Below are 18,052 nucleotides of genomic sequence, written 5' to 3'. Positions count from 1 at the left end.
TTAGGCGGCGCACGGAATATCGGCATGGCAGCAACGGAAACCCCTTACGCCATGCAATTGGATGCGGACAACAAGCTGTTACCCGCCGCGTGTGAACATCTTCTGCACGCCATGAAGGTAGAAAATGCAGCGTTTGCTTACCCAACAATTCAACAGTTTGGAACGCATATCCAGACTGATGTTCTGGGTGACCGTCCGTTTCAGCCCCTTGCCCTTATGCCCGGCAACTATATTGACGCCATGGCCATGGTTGCCAAATGGGCGTGGGCCGCAGCCGGTGGCTACTACGTGCAGCGAGACGCCATGGGTTGGGAAGATTTTGATCTGTGGTGCCATTTTGCGGAACGCGGCTTCACAGGCGTGCATGTACCGGAAATTCTAGCTGAATATCGTCGCCACGGGTCCTCCATGACCAATGGGGTCACAGAAACACCCAACCACAAACCGCGGGTGGTGACATTGCTGGAAGCACGTCACCCCTGGCTGCGCCTGACCACGCCGCATGCCGCCCCCAGAGACGATGCTCCCGCATAAAAACGTATTTACACGAACAGCAACGGAATAAACGGACAGAAAATTCGGACAGGTGAGAAAAAAAGAAAAGCCGCCCGATGCAGAACCATCGGGCACAAACACGCAGGACGTATGGAACCACACAGCCTGCCGCACCTCTATATCTGGCGCTTTAAACGTCCCTAAAACGCAAAAAAGGCCGCTTTCGCGACCTTGATGCTTACCGCCTAGATTTTTTGAAAATCTGGAGCGGGCGATGGGATTCGAACCCACGACCCCAACCTTGGCAAGGTTGTGCTCTACCCCTGAGCTACGCCCGCATCGGATGGCCACCTTCTACGAGGGAAAGAGAAAACGCGCAAGGGGGTATTTGATATTTTTTTATGCTTTTGTTTCAGCCCTCTCCTGCACCGTTGGGCCATCACCATTTGGAGGGAGAGCGCGCAGTGATATTGGCGTTGAAAGGCTTCTCTGCAATCATTGCGCCCGTTTCAGGATCAGGAGGGCAGTTCAGTGCCGGTTTCCCCATTTCACGCCCTGTATCATCACGGCTTTGCCCGTGTTTCCGCCTGCACTGTTCCTGTTTCTCTGGCAGATCCGGCCACTAACCTGCAACACACTCTGAACGCCGCACGGGCAGCCTCGGAGGACGGGTGTGCGGTATGCGTCTTTCCCGAACTTGGGCTGTCCGGATACGCCATTGATGATCTGCGCCAGCAGGAAGCTCTGCTCAACGCCGTAGAAGCCGCACTGACAGAGCTTGCCGCTGCCTCAGTTTCTCTCTTGCCCGTTCTGGTTGTAGGTGCTCCCCTTCGCCACAACAACACCCTGTATAATTGTGCCGTCATTCTGCATCGCGGCACCATTCTGGGGATCGTGCCCAAAAGCTTCCTGCCCAATTACCGCGAATTTTATGAGGCCCGGCATTTTACCCCGGGTGCAGGAGTCCGTGGGCAAAGCATCCTTCTTGATGGCAGGGTTGTGCCCTTCGGCGCGGATCTGCTGTTTGATGCCACAGATCTACCCGGGTTCTGTCTGGGAGTGGAAATTTGCGAGGATATGTGGGTCCCCGTCCCGCCCGGCACGTTGGCAGCGCTGGCGGGGGCTACGCTGCTCGCCAATCCCTCCGCCAGTGACATCACAGTCGGCAAGGCGGAGACACGCACACTTCTGTGCCAGTCCCAATCTGCGCGGTGCGTTACCGCCTATATTTACGCCGCCGCAGGCGCTGGCGAATCCACAACCGATGTGGCGTGGGATGGCCAGATTTCCATCTTTGAAAATGGTGTCCTGCTTGCCGAGAGCGAACGCTTTCCCTCCACGGCTCAGACAGTCACGGCAGATATTGATCTCATGCTGTTACGGCAGGAACGCCTGCGCATGGGCTCCTTTGCGGCCAACGCGCAGGCCATGACAGCCAACGCGCCAGACTGGCGGCGAATATCCTTCACTCTCGCCCCACCACAGGCAGATCTGGGACTACGCCGCCCGCTTGCACGTTTTCCGTTTGTGCCAAGTGATCCCGCGCGGTTGGCGCAGGACTGTTTTGAAGCCTTTACCATTCAGGTAACCGCCCTCAAGCAACGCCTGCGCGCCAGTGGCGCCAAAACCATGGTCATCGGCATTTCCGGGGGGCTGGATTCCACGCAGGCGCTGTTGGTGGCCGTGCGTGCCGCAGATGAACTCGGCTGGCCGCGTTCCGCTGTGCTGGGCTACACTATGCCCGGTTTTGGCACGACGGAAAAAACCCTCGCCAGTGCGCAGGCCCTTATGGCGGCTCTTGGCACAGGCAACGAGCTTCTGGATATCCGCCCCGCAGCCACCCTTATGCTCAAGGAGATCAAACATCCCTTTGCCCAAGGCGAGCCCGTGCATGACATCACTTTTGAGAACGTGCAGGCAGGACTGCGCACGGATTTCCTGTTCCGGCTGGCCAATATGCATAATGGACTGGTGATTGGCACCGGCGATCTCTCAGAACTTGCATTGGGCTGGTGCACCTATGGTGTAGGCGACCAGATGGCCCATTACAATGTGAATGCGGGCCTGCCAAAAACTCTTATCCAGCACATCATTCGCTGGGCCATCGCCTCGGGCCATTTCTCGGCCGAGGTCACGCCCCTGCTCTCCACCATTCTGGCCACGGAAATCTCCCCAGAACTGGTGCCCGCCGGCGCGGATGGAAGCATTCAGAGCACGGAAGACATTATTGGTCCCTACGCCCTGCATGATTTTACCCTGTTTTACGTGCTGCGCTACGGCTTCACTCCCTCCCGTATCGCCTACATGACGCAACAGGCATGGCAGGACGCCGATGCAGGCGCGTGGCCACCCGGCTTTCCGCAGGCCGAACGGAAGACGTATGATCTGCCCACCATCAAACACTGGCTGCGCGTTTTCCTACGGCGCTTTTTCGCCACCAGCCAGTTCAAGCGCTCCGCCATGCCCAACGGGCCGAAAATCATGGCTGGCGGCAGCCTTTCTCCCCGTGGAGACTGGCGCGCTCCGTCCGATGGCAATGCCACACTCTGGCTGACGGAACTGGAACAGAACGTTCCCTGAGAGGTTCTGCCCCACCGCATGCATGATGGTATCTGCCGCACTCTTCGGCTATAGACTCCGCATCATGAGCACACCGCGCCAAGCCACCCTTCATCGCGTTACCAGCGAGACAGATATTGCCGTCACTCTTGATCTGGATGGATCAGGACAGGCAGACATTGATACCGGCATCGGTTTTTTTGACCATATGCTGACAGCACTGGCCAAGCATGGCCTGCTGGATCTGACGGTAAAAGTGCGGGGAGACCTGCATATTGATGGTCATCACACCGTAGAAGACACCGGGATAGCACTGGGCCAGGCATTGCGGCAGGCGCTGGGCGACAAACGGGGTGTGCGCCGCTTTGGCCACGCGCTTGTGCCGCTGGATGAAGCGCTGTGTGAAGCTGTGGTTGACCTTTCCGGCCGTCCCTTTCTGGCATTTGACGCCACTTTTGACCGCGACCGCATTGGTGAACTGGATACCGAACTGGTGGAAGAATTTTTCCGCGCCTTTGCCATGTCCAGCATGATCACCCTGCATCTGACGGAAAAAGCAGGTAAAAATTGCCACCATATTGCAGAAGCCGCGTTCAAGGCTCTTGCCCGCGCCCTGCGCATGGCAGTTGAGATGGACCCTCGGGCGCAGGGGGCCATTCCCTCAACCAAGGGAGTGCTGTAAACAGGGCCGGGTCTGGCGCCACGCCGTGGCTGCCTGCTCAGCCTGTTTCAGAATGATCCAGCGGGCGCTGTCCCTCCGGGGTATGCCAGCCCGTTTTCCAAACAGGACCATAAGTGCGAGGTCCCATGACCCAGTCTCTCTCCATTGCCGTTATTGATTATGAAGGCGGCAATCTGGCTTCCGCAGCACGCGCAGCAGCACGCGCGGCCGAACTCTCTGGCATTGCGGCCACAGTCACCATTACCAATTCACCCTCCGCAGTGCTGGAGGCCGACCGTATCATCCTGCCCGGTCAGGGGGCCTTTGCGGATTGCGCGCAAGGGTTGGATACGCAGCCGGGCCTGAAGGATGCGCTGCTCACCGCCACACGCAACGGCACGCCTTTTCTAGGTATCTGCGTGGGCATGCAGCTTATGGCCGAGCGCGGGCTGGAACACGGCGTTACCCCCGGCTTTGGCTGGATAAAGGGAGACATTACGCCCATGGAGGCCCCCGGCCTGCGGCTGCCACAGATGGGCTGGAATGAACTCAACCTCACCCAGCCCCACCCCTTGACGGAAGGACTGGGCACCGCTCCGCACGGTTATTTTGTGCATTCCTATGCCTTGCAGGGGGCTGCACCGGAGACCTTGATCGCCACCACGGATTACGGAGGGGCCGTGCCTGCCTTTGTCTGCAACGGCAATGTGGCGGGCACGCAGTTCCATGTTGAAAAAAGCCAGACCGTCGGGCTGCGGATTCTGGCCAATTTTCTGGCTTGGCAGCCTGAAACACGCTGGGCGGTCTGATGTCTCGGAAAAAACCCGTTCAACGTATCCTTAAACTGGATGAAGATGATCTTCAGGCCCTGTGTGAAGCCGTAGATGCCGCCATTCTGGACGGTGGCGGTTTTGGCTGGATACAGCCGCAGGGGCGGCAGGTTCTGGCGCGCTATTTCAAAGGGCTGCTTCTGGTGCCCGAACGCATGCTGTTTGCCGTGCGGCTGGATGGCGTGATTGTCGGCTGTGCGCAACTGGTCCGCGCCGCCCGCAATAACGAGGCTCAGGCCATGTGCGTCACGCTGATGCACCTGTTTGTTGCGCCTTATGCCCGGAAACAGGGGCTAGGCACCCTCCTGTTGCAGGAGGTGGAAAACGCCGCCCGCAGCATGGGCTACCGTGTGCTGAACGTGGATGTGCCAGAAACGCAGACCGCCGCCATTGATCTGTTCCGTAAGGCGGGTTTTGAACAGTGGGGTACCCATCCACACTATGCCCGCATTGGCGATCAGACCGTATCAGGCCTGTTCTTTACCAAACTTCTTGATAACGCCCGTCCCGCAACAGCAGAAGCACCCCGCATGACCCAGGCAGACGTTGCTCCCGCCGAATACACATCCTCCTCTTCCCGCCCTTTGACGCTTTACCCCGCCATTGATCTGAAAGATGGCGCCTGCGTACGTCTGCGCCGGGGCGAGATGGAAGATGCCACCGTTTATTCAGATGATCCCGCGGCACAGGCTCGTGCCTGGTGTAATGCCGGGTTCAAATGGCTGCATGCCGTTGATCTGAACGGCGCTTTTGCAGGACAGTCCGCCAACGTGCCCGCCGTACGGGCCATTCTGGAAGCATCAACCGTCCCCATGCAGCTTGGCGGGGGACTGCGTGACATGAAGGCCATTGCCTCCTGGCTGGAAGCTGGCGTTACGCGCGTTATTCTTGGTTCGGTCGCTGTAAAAAATCCGGCGCTGGTGCGCGAAGCATGCCGCGCCTTTCCGGGCCGCATTGTGGCGGGCATTGATGCCCGTTCCGGCCACGTCGCCACGGAAGGCTGGGCAGAAGTTTCAGACATGCAGGCCACGGAACTGGCGCTGCGCATGCAGGAAGCAGGCGTTGCCGCCATTATTTTCACGGAGATCAGCCGGGACGGCATGCTGGAAGGTCTCGATCTGGAACAGACGGTTGCTCTGGCCAATACGGTCACCATTCCCGTTATCGCCAGCGGCGGTGTTGGCTCGATCGACCATCTGGCAGCCCTGCGCAAAGCGGCCGATCAGGCTCCCGGTATTGAGGGCGTGATTGTAGGCCGTGCTCTGTATGATGGCCGTGTTTCTCCCGCAGAAGCGCTCAAGGTTCTGGCCTGATGCTCAAACTGCGCGTTATTCCTTGCCTGGATGTCAAAAACGGACGCGTTGTCAAAGGCGTCAATTTTGTCTCCCTGCGCGATGCAGGGGACCCGGTTGAACAGGCCGCACTGTATGATGCCGCAGGCGCTGACGAACTGACTTTTCTGGACATTACCGCCAGCCACGAAAACCGTGACACGATTCTGGACGTGGTCAGCCGCACTGCAGAGCGGATTTTCCTGCCGTTGACGGTAGGTGGCGGTGTGCGCGCCACAGAAGACATGCGCCGCCTGCTTCTGGCTGGTGCAGACAAATGCGCCATGAACTCCGCCGCAGTGTCCCGCCCCGAACTGATCAATGAAGCCGCCCGCAAGTTTGGCAGCCAATGCGTCGTTGTGGCCATTGACGCCCGACAGTCCGCTCCTGGCAAATGGGAAGTTTATACTCATGGGGGCCGCACCTCCACCGGGCGTGACGCGATAGAGTGGTGCAAGGAAGTGGCTGAACGTGGGGCGGGAGAAATTCTGCTCACCTCCATGGACCGTGATGGCACACGCTCCGGGTTTGATCTTGACCTTCTGAAAGCCGCCACACAGGCGGTTCGCCTGCCAATTGTCGCTTCTGGCGGCGTTGGCGCGCTTGAACATTTTGTGGAAGGCGCTCAGGCTGGCGCCACGGGGCTTCTGGCTGCCAGCGTCTTCCATTTTGGCCAGTTTACGGTTTCCCAGGTTAAAACGGCGCTGGCTGAAGCCGGACTGCCGGTTCGTCCTTCTCCCTCCCCTTTTCAGGCAAACCTACGCGCATGATCAAGAAAGTCAGCACCAAACCCAGCGCCAAAACCGCTTCAAAGGCTACTGGCAAAGGCCAGTCCAAAAAGGCTGCTTCAGCAAAACAGGCGGAAACCAAAGCAGAGATCGTGCAGGATGATCTTCTGAACGAACCTGCTGACAAGACTGTTCTGGACCGACTGTATGATGTGGTTCTCAGCCGGAAAGACACAGATCCTTCCGTTAGCCACTCCGCACGTCTGCTCTCTCGTGGCACGTACAAGATTGCGCAGAAATTTGGTGAAGAGGCCGTTGAATGTCTGATTGAAGCCGTAGCAGGCCGCAAGGATCTTCTGGTTGGAGAAAGTGCTGATGTACTTTACCACCTTGTTGTTCTGTGGGTTGATGCAGGCGTTACCCCGGAGGAAGTCTGGGCTGAACTGCGCCGCCGTGAGGGTGTAAGCGGTATTGCTGAAAAAGCATCTCGTCCTAAAGAAACTTTTGCAAAAAAGGATAAGTGATGGCTGTTAACGGAACAGGTCCCTACAATCCGGACAATATTTTCGCAAAAATTCTGCGTGGTGATATTCCATGCAAGAAGGTTTTTGAAAACGACTGGGTGCTGGCGTTTCATGATATTGCACCCAAAGCACCCGTGCATGTCATCATCATTCCCAAAAAACCGTACGTCTCTTTTATTGATTTCAGCAAAAATGCCAGCGCTGATGAAATTGCCGCTGTCATGCAGTCCACAGGGCAGATTGCCGCTGACCTGAAACTGGAAGAAAGCGGATATCGTGTTATCACCAATGCAGGACAGAATGCAGGGCAGGAAGTACCGCACTTCCATCTGCATCTGCTTGGGGGCAAAACCCTTCCGCCTTTTCCTGTCTGATTAAAACCAAATATCCGTTTCCCAAGCCGGAGTTTCCGATCATGACCCCCATGGAAATGCTTCTCAGCCGAGCCTCCACAGACCATCTGGCGGAACCTGCGCCCTCAGCAGCACAGCTTTCTGACATTCTGGCGGCAGCCATGCGTGCGCCAGATCATGGTAAACTCCGGCCCTGGCGCTACGTTGTCATTGAAGGAGAGGCCAGACCGCTTATGGCGGAACGGATCATCGACAGCATGCAACGCATTGATGCTGATGTTCCTGACGCAAAAATTACCAAGCGTCGGCAGCGGTTTTCAACCATGCCCATGATCCTTGCCTTGGGCATGCATCTCCGGCCGGAACACAAAATCCCGTTATGGGAGCAGGAAATGGCAGTTGCTGCCGCTACCATGAACGTGTTGAACGCCCTACACGCTACCGGCTTTGGGGGTGTGTGGGTTTCCGGCGATGTGGTGGATGATCCGGTTCTTGCCGCTGAACTCGGTTTCCCTGCGCCACATAAACTGGCTGGTTTCCTTTTTATCGGCACACCTTCTGGCAAACCGATTTCTCCCCGCAGGCCAGACCCAGCGGATTTTACAGCCTACTGGACCGGCACCCCTGTTACTTTTGCGGCAGATAAGGACTGATCACCATGCAGACTGCAGAGCAGACTGATGTTGCCATTATTGGTGGAGGCCCTGTTGGGCTTGCCACGGCACTTTCTCTTGAAAGCGTTGGGCTTTCCGTCACTGTTCTGGAACGTGCACCAGCAACCGTGTGGGAAGAACCGTCCTTCGATGGTCGGGAAATTGCCCTTACACATCATTCTGTCCGCATTTTGCAGGAAAACGGAGCGTGGAATCATATTCCCCACTCCGCAATCTGCCCGCTTCGGGAAGCGCGTGTAGAAACAGGAAAGTTTCGCCATCCCCTTACGTTTGATACGCATGGCCGAGGGGTGGATGCTCTAGGGTGGCTGGTTTCAAACAATCACATCCGTCGCGCGCTGTACGCTGCTGCGGCTACCCGCCCCGGAATTACATTGCTTGATGGCGTTACGGTTGAAACCGTCCGGCAAAATCCCGCGCAGGCCGTGGTGCATCATTCAAAAGGGCAACTGCAGGCGCAACTGGTTGTAGGGGCTGATGGACGCTTCTCCCCAACTCGTCGGCGTGCCGGAATTGGCTCCATTATTCATGATTTCAAGCGCACCATGCTGGTGTGTCGCATGGCGCATGATTCTCCTCATCACAACATTGCCACGCAGTGGTTTGATGAAGGCCAGACCGTCGCCCTCCTGCCGGTCAATGGCATGGCATCCTCTCTGGTGCTCACCCTGCCACCAGATGATATTAAACGCCTTCTGGAAGCCCCACGTGATGCTTTCAATGCAGAAATCATGAAGCGCATTGGCAACCGTCTGGGCACAATGCGGCTTGTCAGCACCCGCCATGCCTATCCCCTGAAAGGAGTCTATGCGCATCGCTTCACAGCCCGCCGTCTCGCCCTTGTAGGAGATGCTGCTGTGGGAATGCACCCCATTACAGCCCACGGCTTCAATCTGGGTCTACGCGGACAGGAAATTCTCTCTCAGGAAGTCACTCGCAACGTCTCTACAAACGGGGATGCTGGTCTGGCACAGGGACTACGCCGTTTTGAACAGAAGCACCGTCTGCCAACCGCTCCGCTCTTTGCAGGTACCAACGGGATTGCGACACTTTACACGCATGATGGAGCCCCTTTCCGACATCTTCGGGAAACCGGGCTTCGGCTGGCAGATGCCTTCACACCCTTTAAAAATGCCGTCACCACTCTCCTGATGGATCGCCATACCACAGCCCCTTAACAGGGCTACAGGTTGCGGCGGTATTTTCGCTTGTAAAGCCTGACGGGAGCATTTTCTTCCACACTTACGGGCATTTTTTCTTCCCGTTCCAGCCATGCCCCTATAACCGCCAGAATATAGATTTGCTGATCAAAGGTTAACGGTAGCCCTTTGGTAAAATGATGCCATTTTTCAAGGCAAGACCGGCAACATGTTCCCGTAGCATGTTGAGCCACAAAGACTGGGTGCCCCTTCCACGGTGTTTGCCGACCGTCTTTTTCTGGTTCAGCAGGAGCAAGCCGTTTCGCAATAAAATCGGCTCCATGCTCCAGAACAGCCGTCAGCCCCTTTTTTTCCAAATATGCCCGATCAGATGTATTTAAATGAAACTGCTGCCGAAACGCAGAGCGCGCCAGTTTCTGCCATAGCGTAGGGTCAACCTCCGGTAGATCAAGCGCAAGAGGAAACAGATCCCCTTGAGACACAGACGTCATTTTTTCTGAAAACCCAGACAAAACAGATCATGCTTCTCTTAAAAAAGAATACTCAATTTTTAGTCTGAAAAAGGATAGGCATACAAGACCTCGACTCAAGAGGGATAGAAAACCGTTGTGTAAACCCCTGATGGTCGGATTTTAGACTTAGCCGACCATGAGTGATGGTTCTGTCCTTTGTTACCCTATCTATTTTTTGAGCAGAGTGAGGTTTTTGCCTCATCCAGAAATTCGTTCCCACTCCGTATTCCACAAATATATCAGGGCGATTCTTTCCGCCTGTACGGTCATACTCATAGCATGAGAACACATGTCCCCTCATAACTCAGGATGAGGAGGTGCGGCCCTCACTGGCGTAAACATATGCCCCACCGCGCTGCAGAGCGCGCTGATAGGCTGGACGGCCATGAATACAGCGCAGGAATGCTCTGACATGCGGCCGATTATCCGTTGCCCCCGCACGTGCCGCCGCCGCTTCAAGAGGGAAGCTCATCTGAATATCTGCTGCGGTAAAATCACTCCCTGCAAACCATTCGCTTTCCGACAGCCTACGTTCCCAATAATCCATATGCAGTTTGACCTGTGGATTTATGAACCCCGTCTGTGCTCCTTTTGAAATCAGGAAAGCAAAAGGACGAAAGGGCAAAGGAGCCTGTTTTGGCAGCATCCCGAATATCAGTTTGAGCAATAGCGGAGGCATGGCTGATCCTTCTGCATAATGCAGCCAGTATATGAAGCGAACATATTCGGGAGTGTCGCGCGCTGGGGCCAGTCGGCCATTGCCGTATTTATTGATAAGATATTCGATAATCGCCCCGCTTTCTGCGAGCGTCACGTTCCCGTCCGTGTCAGTTATCACTGGAGACTTGCCCAGTGGGTGAATGGCCTGCAGAGATTTTGGAGCCATCATGGTTTTAGGGTCACGCTTGTAAAACTGGATATCATAGGGAAGTTCCAGTTCTTCCAGCAGCCACAAAACCCGCTGTGAACGGGAATTATCCAGATGATGCACGGTAATCATAAGATGAGCTCCTTCCTCCAACAGGTATGAAGACCCCGCCCGACCTTACTTACCTGCCTTGGCAGACAGCCTATGCCGGAGACACTTTGGGCGGCGTTGATACCAGCTAAAGGACGTCACGCACTCTTTGGTTCCACATACCAAAACGGCACACCGGCCGACTACAGGCAGAACTCTCCCGTTATCCTGCGGGTATGATCTGCGTTTTCTGCCTGCTATCTTGGGTGAAAGCATAGAAAATTTAAGGTCTAAAAGCGCCAAGAGATCAATGAGCAGCTTTTGAATGTCCATCAACCAAAAACGAACCAGATGCTCATTAGCCTCCAGCCGATGCAGGTTCTGGCTGGTCTGTTTTTACGCTTTAGGGATGGTCTAAAATCTCTAGCGACCATGCCACCCGGACCACGCCAAAGGTAAATCATACCTGCGAAATTGCCGAGAAAAGCTATATCTACGCAAAATAAAGGATTGTGAGGAACGACTGGCCCCCAAGAGCCGGTATCGGTGTAGGTAGATAAGGGAAAAACCACCCTACGAACCTAAAAGCAGCGTTCAGATGACTCTGGAGGGCCATAAGGATGAATGACCCTAAAGTCTTTAAACCACCTGATTTTTTGAAAAAATTGGTGGGCGCACAAGGGCTCGAACCTTGGACCCGCTGATTAAGAGTCAGCTGCTCTACCAACTGAGCTATGCGCCCTTACAGTCTTGTGGACTGAAGTGAGGGCTTTGTATCACCCTCCCCTTCAAAGCACAAGTCTGAATTTCAAGATTTCAGACGAGAGAGAACGTCATCCAGTTGGTCCAGGCTGTTGTAATGAATTTCGAGAGAGCCACCTTTGCGGCCATCAAAATTCACCTTCACGCGCAAACCAAGACGCGTTGCAAGATCCCGTTCCAGCGCTGCAATCTCAGGATCACGTGCCTTTTTGGTCTGCTCTGGCTTCTGGGGTTTGGTCTTGTTTTCAATCGCCGCCTGCACCAAAGCTTCCGTCTGCCTGACAGAAAGACCTTTGGTCAGCACATCATGAGCAGCAGCAATGGGGTCTGGGTGCGCAAGCAGGGCTCTTGCATGTCCGGCGGATAATGCGCCGCTCCCTACCGCTTTCCGCACGGAATCAGGCAGACGTAAAAGGCGCAGGGTATTGGCAACATGCGGGCGGGATTTGCCAATGGCTTTGGCTAGTTCATCCTGCGTCAGGCTGTAATCTTCCATCAGCCTGCTGAACCCTTCAGCTTCTTCTATCGGGTTCAGATCCGCACGCTGGAGGTTTTCCACCAGGGCTGCCGCCATGGCGTCTACTTCATCCAGATCACGCACCAGAACCGGCACGGTATGACACTGCGCCAGTTGCGCCGCACGCCAGCGCCGCTCCCCGGCAATAATCTGATACTGGTCTTTTTTATCCGGGTCAGGCCGCACAAGAATGGGTTGCAGGATACCCCGCGCCCGAATGGAATCCGCCAGTTCCTGCAGTGCCGCAGGTTCCATGTCCTGCCGGGGCTGGAAAGGGCCAGGAACAAGAGCCTCAACAGGCAGCGTGCTTGCTGGCGCGACCGCCTGCTCCCCTTTACCTGATGAGGAAGAAGCCTTCTCTGCCGTTACGGGAGCCGTATCTCCCAGTAGCGCGGCAAGACCACGGCCCAGTTTGGGGCGGGCAGCAGGTTTACGAGCCATGCTTACGATGTTCTCCTCTTGATTTCCTCAGCCAGCGCTCGGTAGGACGCAGCACCACTGGCCTTGGGGTCATACACCATAACTGGCTGACCATGGCTCTGAGCCTCAGAAATACGGATATTGCGGGGTATCAGAGTTTCCAGAACATCATCACCAAAGAAACTGCGGGCATCTGCCGCAACCAGTTCTGAAAGATTGTTCCGCCGATCATACATGGTCAGCGCAATGCCCGTTATCTTCAGCCGCGGGTTCAGTTTCTTGCGAACACGCTCAATGGTCTTCACCAGATGGCCCAGCCCTTCAAGCGCAAAAAATTCGCACTGCAACGGCGCCAATACGCCATCCGCAGCAACCAGCGCATTCAGCGTAAGAAGGCTCAAACTGGGGGGGCAATCAATTATCACATAATCAACGGTTTTGGTCAGAGGAGCCAGAGCCGTGCGTAACCGATCTTCACGCCCCTCTTCATCAACCAGTTCTATTTCCGCCCCGACAAGCTCTGTGTTCGCCGCAATAACGGAAAGACCTTCAATCTCTGTGGGCTGGAGCAGTTCCTCGGCAGGTTTTTCCTGCATCAGCAAGGCATAAGCCCCACCCTGCCGCGCATCATACCCAACACCAAGCCCTGTTGAGGCGTTACCCTGAGGGTCCATATCCAGCAGAACTACGCGAGCACCATCTTCCGCCAGGGCTGAGGCAACATTAATGGCTGTAGTTGTTTTTCCTACGCCGCCCTTCTGGTTTGCTACCGCCAGAATGAAACATTTCTTTGCTTTTTTATCGGTCTTAGACACGTTCAAGATTGCTCACTTCAAGAATCACACCATCATGGCTTGTCACACTGGGGTGGATACACACATCCATGTGCCAGCTTCGTCTCGCCTCGGTCAACTCATCTTCGGCCTGCTGGCCTTTCAAAAACACAGCCTTTCCCCCTTTTGCCAGAAATGGGGCTGTCCACTCCAACAACCGGGGCAAGGCGGCTAGTGCACGGGCCGTTACAACGGGCGCCGGCTCAGGTTCAGCCTGTTCAATCCGTTGAGCCAGCACCTTTATGGGTGCTAACGTAACACGCGCAGCCTCACGCAGGAATGCCGCTTTCCGCTGATCTGATTCAATCAGGGTTCCGGGCACGTTAGCCGCAATAGCAGTAATCACACCCGGAAACCCACCGCCTGACCCCAGATCAATAAAGCTGGAAGCCCCTTGCACCAGTGGGGCAATTTGCAGGCTATCACGGACATGACGTTCCCATACAAACGCCATGTCCCGGCTGGAAACCAGATTGATGCGCGGGTTCCACTTTTCCAGCAGAGCCACAAAGGCATCCAGCCGCTCCTGCGTTTCACGTGAAACACTCATTCCTGGGACAACAAGGGTCATCAGGCCACCCTCTGCCGCACATGCGCAAGAATGGCCACCAGAGCAGAAGGCGTAATGCCTGGAATTCTCTGTGCTGCGCTAAAGTTTTCTGGTCGGGAGCGTTCCAGCCTTTCCTTCATTTCAGCACTTAATCCGCCAATTTCGCTGAAATTGATACTGGCGGGAAACCGGATTTCACTTTCCGCTTCCAGTTGCTTGATCTCCCGCTTCTGCCGCACAAGGTAGCCTTTATAGCGGGCTTCCGTTGTTACAAAATGGCGAGCTCTTTCAGAGGCAGAAAGATACCACGGAGCCAGCGTGGCAATAGCCTCCTCTGTTATGCCATACCCTAGAATTTCCAACAGTGTTCTGCGCCGACCATCAAGGGCCACTTTAACACCGGCCTGAACCAGCGCGTTAGGAGCCCAACTTTCCTGCTCCGCTTTTTCTGAAACCTGCTTTATTTCTTTGCAATCTTTTTCAAAAACAGATTTTCGTTCCGCGCCGACACAGCCCCAGTCAATACCGAGTTGGGTAAGGCGCATATCCGCATTATCCGCCCGCAAGGTAAGGCGATACTCCGCACGGGATGTAAACATGCGATACGGCTCACTAACTCCCTGTGTTGTCAGATCATCCACCATAACGCCAATATAGGCCTTGCCTCTATCCAGGCTGACAGCTTCTTGCCCTCCTGCCCGTCGCGCTGCATTAACGCCTGCCAGCAACCCCTGGGCGCCAGCTTCTTCATACCCTGTCGTCCCGTTGATCTGGCCTGCCAAAAAAAGATTAGGACACTTTTTGAGTTCCAGAGAGGACGTCAGTTCTCGTGGGTCAACATAATCATATTCAACCGCATAACCTGGCTGCGCGATAACAGCGCGCTCCAGCCCCGGAATGGAGTGAATCATCTCTTCCTGCACCTCTGCCGGAAGGCTGGTTGAAATGCCGTTAGGATAGATAAGATGCCCCCCTTCATGCTCAGGGAGTGCTTCTGGCTCGAGAAAAATCTGGTGGCTGGCTTTCTCTGCAAACCGCACCACCTTGTCTTCTATCGAGGGACAGTAACGCGGTCCACGGCCTGAAATAGCGCCTCCGTAAACAGCAGATAGATGAATATACTTCTTTATAATATCATGTGTTTTCTGGTTTGTTGCCGTTATGCCGCAAACCAGTTGTGGGTTGGTCATAGTCTGGGTCAAGCGGCTGAAGGGTTCAGGCTGTGCATCCCCTTTATCTTCCGCCAAAGAAGACCAATCAATACTCTCCTTCATAAGTCGTGCTGGGGTGCCTGTTTTCAAACGCCCCATGGTCAAACCCAGATTTCTCAAGCGTTTGGCCAATGCAACCGCGGGTTGTTCTCCCACACGCCCGGCTGGTTTTGATTTATGCCCAATGTGAATAATTCCATCCAGGAAAGTTCCTGTGGTCAAAACCACAGCACCTGCCCGATAGGTCGTCCCGTCCTCGCACACGACTCCCTGCACGCTGCCATCTTCCGAACAGAGAAGATCACCGGCAGCCCCCTCGGCACAGTCCAAAAGAGGCGTTTCAGCCAGCAGTTCCTGAACGGCCTGCCTGTAAAGCATCCGGTCAGCCTGCGCGCGCGGCCCCTGCACCGCTGGCCCTTTAGACCGATTAAGGAGTTTGAAGTGAATTCCAGCACGATCGGCAGCCCGGCCCATAATACCGTCCAGTGCGTCTATCTCACGCACCAGATGCCCTTTGCCAATCCCGCCGATAGCCGGATTGCAGGACATAGCCCCCACCGTATTTTTGTGATGCGTCAACAAGAGTGTTCGGGCACCGCAGCGCGCAGCGGCAGCAGCGGCTTCACACCCTGCATGCCCGCCTCCAACAACAATCACATCGTAAAAACGGTCCATTATTCCGCCGCCTTTTTCAAACCTATTTCCCAATACAGAACTGCCCGAACACAGCATCCAGCAGATCTTCCACGCCCACATGGCCTGTCAAACGGCCCAATGCCCGCATTGCCAGACGCAATTCCTCACCCCGCATTTCGGGCCATTCCTGTTCCAATGCCTGCTGCAGGCACGCACATGCTTCCTTTACACCCGCTTCATGCCGCGCGCGGGTCAATAACGGCGCGCCAGAAGCCGCTTGCGCCGTCAACGCTTCCACCTTCTGCTCCAGCACCGCGCGAAGCTCATTTAGCCCCTCACCCGTCTGCAAGCTGACAGGAAGTACAGGCACATCTAACACCTTCGCGGGCACAGGCCCAAGGTCTGTTTTGTTGCCTATCAGCAAAGCGCCAGGAAAGACGTTATCGGGCAACATATCACCCGCGAACATTTGCAGCACACAATCCGCCTGTTTCACGTGAAACAGTGCCCGTTTGACACCCTCGGCTTCAATAGCATCCTCAGTTTCCCGCATGCCTGCCGTATCAACAAACGTCACCCGAACCCCGGCCAGACTGCCATTAACTTCTATGGCATCTCGCGTGGTACCTGCCACAGGAGAAACGATGGCAGCGTCACGATCAGCAAGCCAGTTCAGCAGGCTCGATTTACCTGCATTAGGTGGCCCGGCAATGGCAAACACCACACCACGCCGAATTCGTTCCCCTCGCTTTCCATCCTGAATGTGCTGCTGCATGGCGGCAATAAGCGCATGAATTTCGTTCAGCAGGCCCTGTTCAACCTCTTCCGGTAGATCTTCATCCGGAAAATCAATCAGGGCTTCCTGATGGGCCAGAACGCGTTTAAGGCGCTCTGCCCACTCTCCATACAATCGGCTGAGAGCGCCATCAGATTGAGCCAGCGCCAACTTCCTTTGGCTTTCTGTCTCTGCATCCACAAGGTCAGCAACACCCTCTGCTTCCACCAGGTCCATACGGCCATTTGTGAAGGCTCTCCGGGTAAATTCACCCGGTTCCGCCGGGCGTGCACCACCGGCCACCAGCGCCTGCGCAACCGCTTTGATAACGGCCGGTCCAGCATGCAAATGCAGTTCAAAGCCGTCTTCACCGGTATAGCTGTTAGGACCGGGAAACCAGAGCACCAGCGCTTCGTCTAATAGATTATCCCGCAGGCTGGCATCATGCCATAGGCGCCGCAAAACGGCCTTACGCGACGGCGGCAGCGTGCCGCACAAGCGGCCTAGCAACCCCGCACTCTCTGGGCCACTTACACGCATAACCGCAATGGCTGCTCGCCCCAGACCAGTTGAGAGCGCAAAAATAGTCTCTTCATTCTGATAGCCCACGGCGGCCTGCTCCTTTTCTTGTTCCATACTTTCTGAAGCGTCTCTTTCCGGCTCATGATAGAAGGCAATGAGCCGACACCAAACAGAACGTCTCCTTTGTGCTCTAATGAAGAAAAAACGTGTATCTGTTTGTTGGTTGAGGCTTTCTAAAACAGTTTCCTGTTCCCGCGTAGCCCCAAATAGAAAACCACCCCTAAAACATGAGGCTCTCATATCCCAAAGAGAAGCCTCAAAACCCATGTCCTGCAAAGGACGCCCCAAAAACGGAAAAAAAATGGAGAAAACAGAAAAGCCCCTTTAGCAAATGCGCCCGATGCTCTCATATGAGAAAATCCTCCTATTCAGGAGCTTATTGGGTCATTCAAAGGGGTAGGTATCTAAGAAAATCTACCGGCATAAAGCCGCTTCAAGAGGATATGTACTTTTAAAGACCGCACCGTCATGTGTCTGTATAATGAGTTCATTCTGTTCTGAAGCCCTACCCTATGAAGGTTCCTTTTATGCCTCAGCTTTCTCTGCACTCTCCGCTTGGTCCGCTTACTCTTTCAGAAGAAGACGGAAAAATTATCTCCCTGGACTGGGGCTGGGGTCGGGACCAAACAGAAACGCCTTTACTATGTGAAGCGCGAGACTGGCTGGACAAATGGTTTGATGAACCCAAAACCATGGGAGCTTTCCCCTTCCCACTAGATCCTTTTGGTACCCCTTATCAAAAGAAAATATGGGCTGCCTTGTGCGCTATTCCCGTGGGTAAGGTCACTACTTATCAGGCTCTGGCTAAACAGGTGGGCGGTAGCCCGCGCTCCGTTGGTCAGGCTGTAGGGCGTAACCCTATTCCCATCCTGATCCCATGCCATCGTGTTGTCGCCCAACGGGGGCTGGGTGGTTATTCTGGAGATGGGGGACTGGATGACAAACGCTGGCTTCTAAACTTGGAAGAAGCCCTTTAACGCA

The 18,052-nt window shown here is 55.2% G+C and carries 18 protein-coding genes and 2 tRNA genes; 11 read left to right on the top strand and 9 right to left on the bottom strand.

Annotation, left to right across the window (positions count from 1 at the left end; genetic code table 11):
* Positions 1–534, top strand: a 534-nt coding sequence (locus AD944_RS06855) for a glycosyltransferase family 2 protein (protein WP_248845810.1), incomplete at its 5' end; no start/stop codon positions are given.
* 224 nt (positions 535–758) lie between these two features.
* Here the strand turns inward: AD944_RS06855 and AD944_RS06850 are convergent.
* Positions 759–833 (bottom strand) — tRNA-Gly (locus AD944_RS06850).
* 193 nt (positions 834–1,026) lie between these two features.
* Between AD944_RS06850 and AD944_RS06845 the strand changes: the two genes are divergently transcribed.
* The 9 genes from AD944_RS06845 (at position 1,027) to ubiM (ending at position 9,333) form a co-directional block, all read left to right on the top strand.
* Positions 1,027–3,075 (top strand): NAD(+) synthase, encoded by a 2,049-nt coding sequence (locus AD944_RS06845; RefSeq protein WP_045541787.1) that lies wholly within the window; start codon positions 1,027–1,029, stop codon positions 3,073–3,075.
* 64 nt (positions 3,076–3,139) lie between these two features.
* Positions 3,140–3,736, top strand: coding sequence for an imidazoleglycerol-phosphate dehydratase HisB (gene hisB, locus AD944_RS06840; protein WP_035382652.1), 597 nt, complete (start codon positions 3,140–3,142; stop codon positions 3,734–3,736).
* Between the two features lie 125 nt (positions 3,737–3,861).
* Positions 3,862–4,524, top strand: a complete 663-nt coding sequence (gene hisH / locus AD944_RS06835; protein ID WP_045541788.1) for an imidazole glycerol phosphate synthase subunit HisH — start codon at positions 3,862–3,864, stop codon at positions 4,522–4,524.
* Entirely contained in the window at positions 4,524–5,858 is a 1,335-nt protein-coding gene (gene hisA / locus AD944_RS06830) for a 1-(5-phosphoribosyl)-5-[(5-phosphoribosylamino)methylideneamino]imidazole-4-carboxamide isomerase (RefSeq protein ID WP_006557735.1), read from the top strand. Before hisH ends, hisA begins: the two co-directional genes overlap by 1 nt.
* Positions 5,858–6,646, top strand: a complete 789-nt coding sequence (gene hisF, locus AD944_RS06825) for an imidazole glycerol phosphate synthase subunit HisF (RefSeq protein WP_045541789.1) — start codon at positions 5,858–5,860, stop codon at positions 6,644–6,646. The genes hisA and hisF overlap by 1 nt, the downstream gene beginning before the upstream one ends.
* Positions 6,643–7,128: a phosphoribosyl-ATP diphosphatase gene (locus AD944_RS06820; RefSeq protein WP_045541790.1), complete on the top strand. Its 486-nt coding sequence runs from the start codon at positions 6,643–6,645 to the stop codon at positions 7,126–7,128. The genes hisF and AD944_RS06820 overlap by 4 nt, the downstream gene beginning before the upstream one ends.
* The gene (locus tag AD944_RS06815) at positions 7,128–7,502 is read left to right on the top strand and encodes a histidine triad nucleotide-binding protein (RefSeq protein WP_045541791.1); all 375 of its coding nucleotides are present in this window, start codon (positions 7,128–7,130) and stop codon (positions 7,500–7,502) included. Before AD944_RS06820 ends, AD944_RS06815 begins: the two co-directional genes overlap by 1 nt.
* Positions 7,503–7,543: 41 nt before the next feature.
* On the top strand, positions 7,544–8,134 hold the full coding sequence (locus tag AD944_RS06810; RefSeq protein WP_045541792.1) for a nitroreductase family protein: 591 nt from the start codon (positions 7,544–7,546) through the stop codon (positions 8,132–8,134).
* Between the two features lie 5 nt (positions 8,135–8,139).
* On the top strand, positions 8,140–9,333 hold the full coding sequence (ubiM, locus tag AD944_RS06805) for a 5-demethoxyubiquinol-8 5-hydroxylase UbiM (protein ID WP_045541793.1): 1,194 nt from the start codon (positions 8,140–8,142) through the stop codon (positions 9,331–9,333).
* Positions 9,334–9,338: 5 nt separating this feature from the next.
* On the opposite strand, the gene AD944_RS06800 is transcribed toward ubiM, so the two are convergent.
* The 8 genes from AD944_RS06800 to mnmE form a co-directional block, all read right to left on the bottom strand.
* Complete coding sequence (locus tag AD944_RS06800) at positions 9,339–9,797, bottom strand: DUF4186 domain-containing protein (protein ID WP_045541838.1); 459 nt, start codon at positions 9,795–9,797, stop codon at positions 9,339–9,341.
* Between the two features lie 334 nt (positions 9,798–10,131).
* The gene (locus tag AD944_RS06795) at positions 10,132–10,827 is read right to left on the bottom strand and encodes a glutathione S-transferase (RefSeq protein ID WP_045541794.1); all 696 of its coding nucleotides are present in this window, start codon (positions 10,825–10,827) and stop codon (positions 10,132–10,134) included.
* Positions 10,828–11,451: 624 nt separating this feature from the next.
* Positions 11,452–11,527: transfer RNA gene (locus AD944_RS06790), tRNA-Lys, on the bottom strand.
* A 66-nt stretch (positions 11,528–11,593) separates the two neighbouring features.
* A complete protein-coding gene (locus AD944_RS06785) occupies positions 11,594–12,505 on the bottom strand; it encodes a ParB/RepB/Spo0J family partition protein (protein ID WP_035378967.1) in 912 nt (303 codons plus the stop codon).
* A gap of 2 nt (positions 12,506–12,507) precedes the next feature.
* Positions 12,508–13,299 carry a ParA family protein gene (locus AD944_RS06780; RefSeq protein ID WP_035378965.1) on the bottom strand — a complete coding sequence of 264 codons (792 nt, stop codon included), beginning with the start codon at positions 13,297–13,299 and terminating at the stop codon, positions 12,508–12,510.
* The gene (gene rsmG, locus AD944_RS06775; protein WP_045541795.1) at positions 13,292–13,888 is read right to left on the bottom strand and encodes a 16S rRNA (guanine(527)-N(7))-methyltransferase RsmG; all 597 of its coding nucleotides are present in this window, start codon (positions 13,886–13,888) and stop codon (positions 13,292–13,294) included. Before rsmG ends, AD944_RS06780 begins: the two co-directional genes overlap by 8 nt.
* Complete coding sequence (mnmG, locus tag AD944_RS06770; RefSeq protein WP_045541796.1) at positions 13,888–15,753, bottom strand: tRNA uridine-5-carboxymethylaminomethyl(34) synthesis enzyme MnmG; 1,866 nt, start codon at positions 15,751–15,753, stop codon at positions 13,888–13,890. Before mnmG ends, rsmG begins: the two co-directional genes overlap by 1 nt.
* A gap of 22 nt (positions 15,754–15,775) precedes the next feature.
* Complete coding sequence (gene mnmE, locus AD944_RS06765) at positions 15,776–17,125, bottom strand: tRNA uridine-5-carboxymethylaminomethyl(34) synthesis GTPase MnmE (protein WP_045541797.1); 1,350 nt, start codon at positions 17,123–17,125, stop codon at positions 15,776–15,778.
* A gap of 473 nt (positions 17,126–17,598) precedes the next feature.
* On the opposite strand from mnmE, the gene AD944_RS06760 reads away from it, so the two are divergent.
* Positions 17,599–18,048 carry a methylated-DNA--[protein]-cysteine S-methyltransferase gene (locus tag AD944_RS06760; RefSeq protein WP_045541839.1) on the top strand — a complete coding sequence of 150 codons (450 nt, stop codon included), beginning with the start codon at positions 17,599–17,601 and terminating at the stop codon, positions 18,046–18,048.
* Positions 18,049–18,052 lie beyond the last annotated feature (4 nt).

The organism is Acetobacter tropicalis (assembly GCF_001580915.1).
In the GTDB taxonomy this organism is placed as follows: Bacteria; Pseudomonadota; Alphaproteobacteria; order Acetobacterales; family Acetobacteraceae; genus Acetobacter; species Acetobacter tropicalis.
Note: the sequence above shows the minus strand (reverse complement) of the source record. Positions and strands in the feature narration are given on the sequence as shown.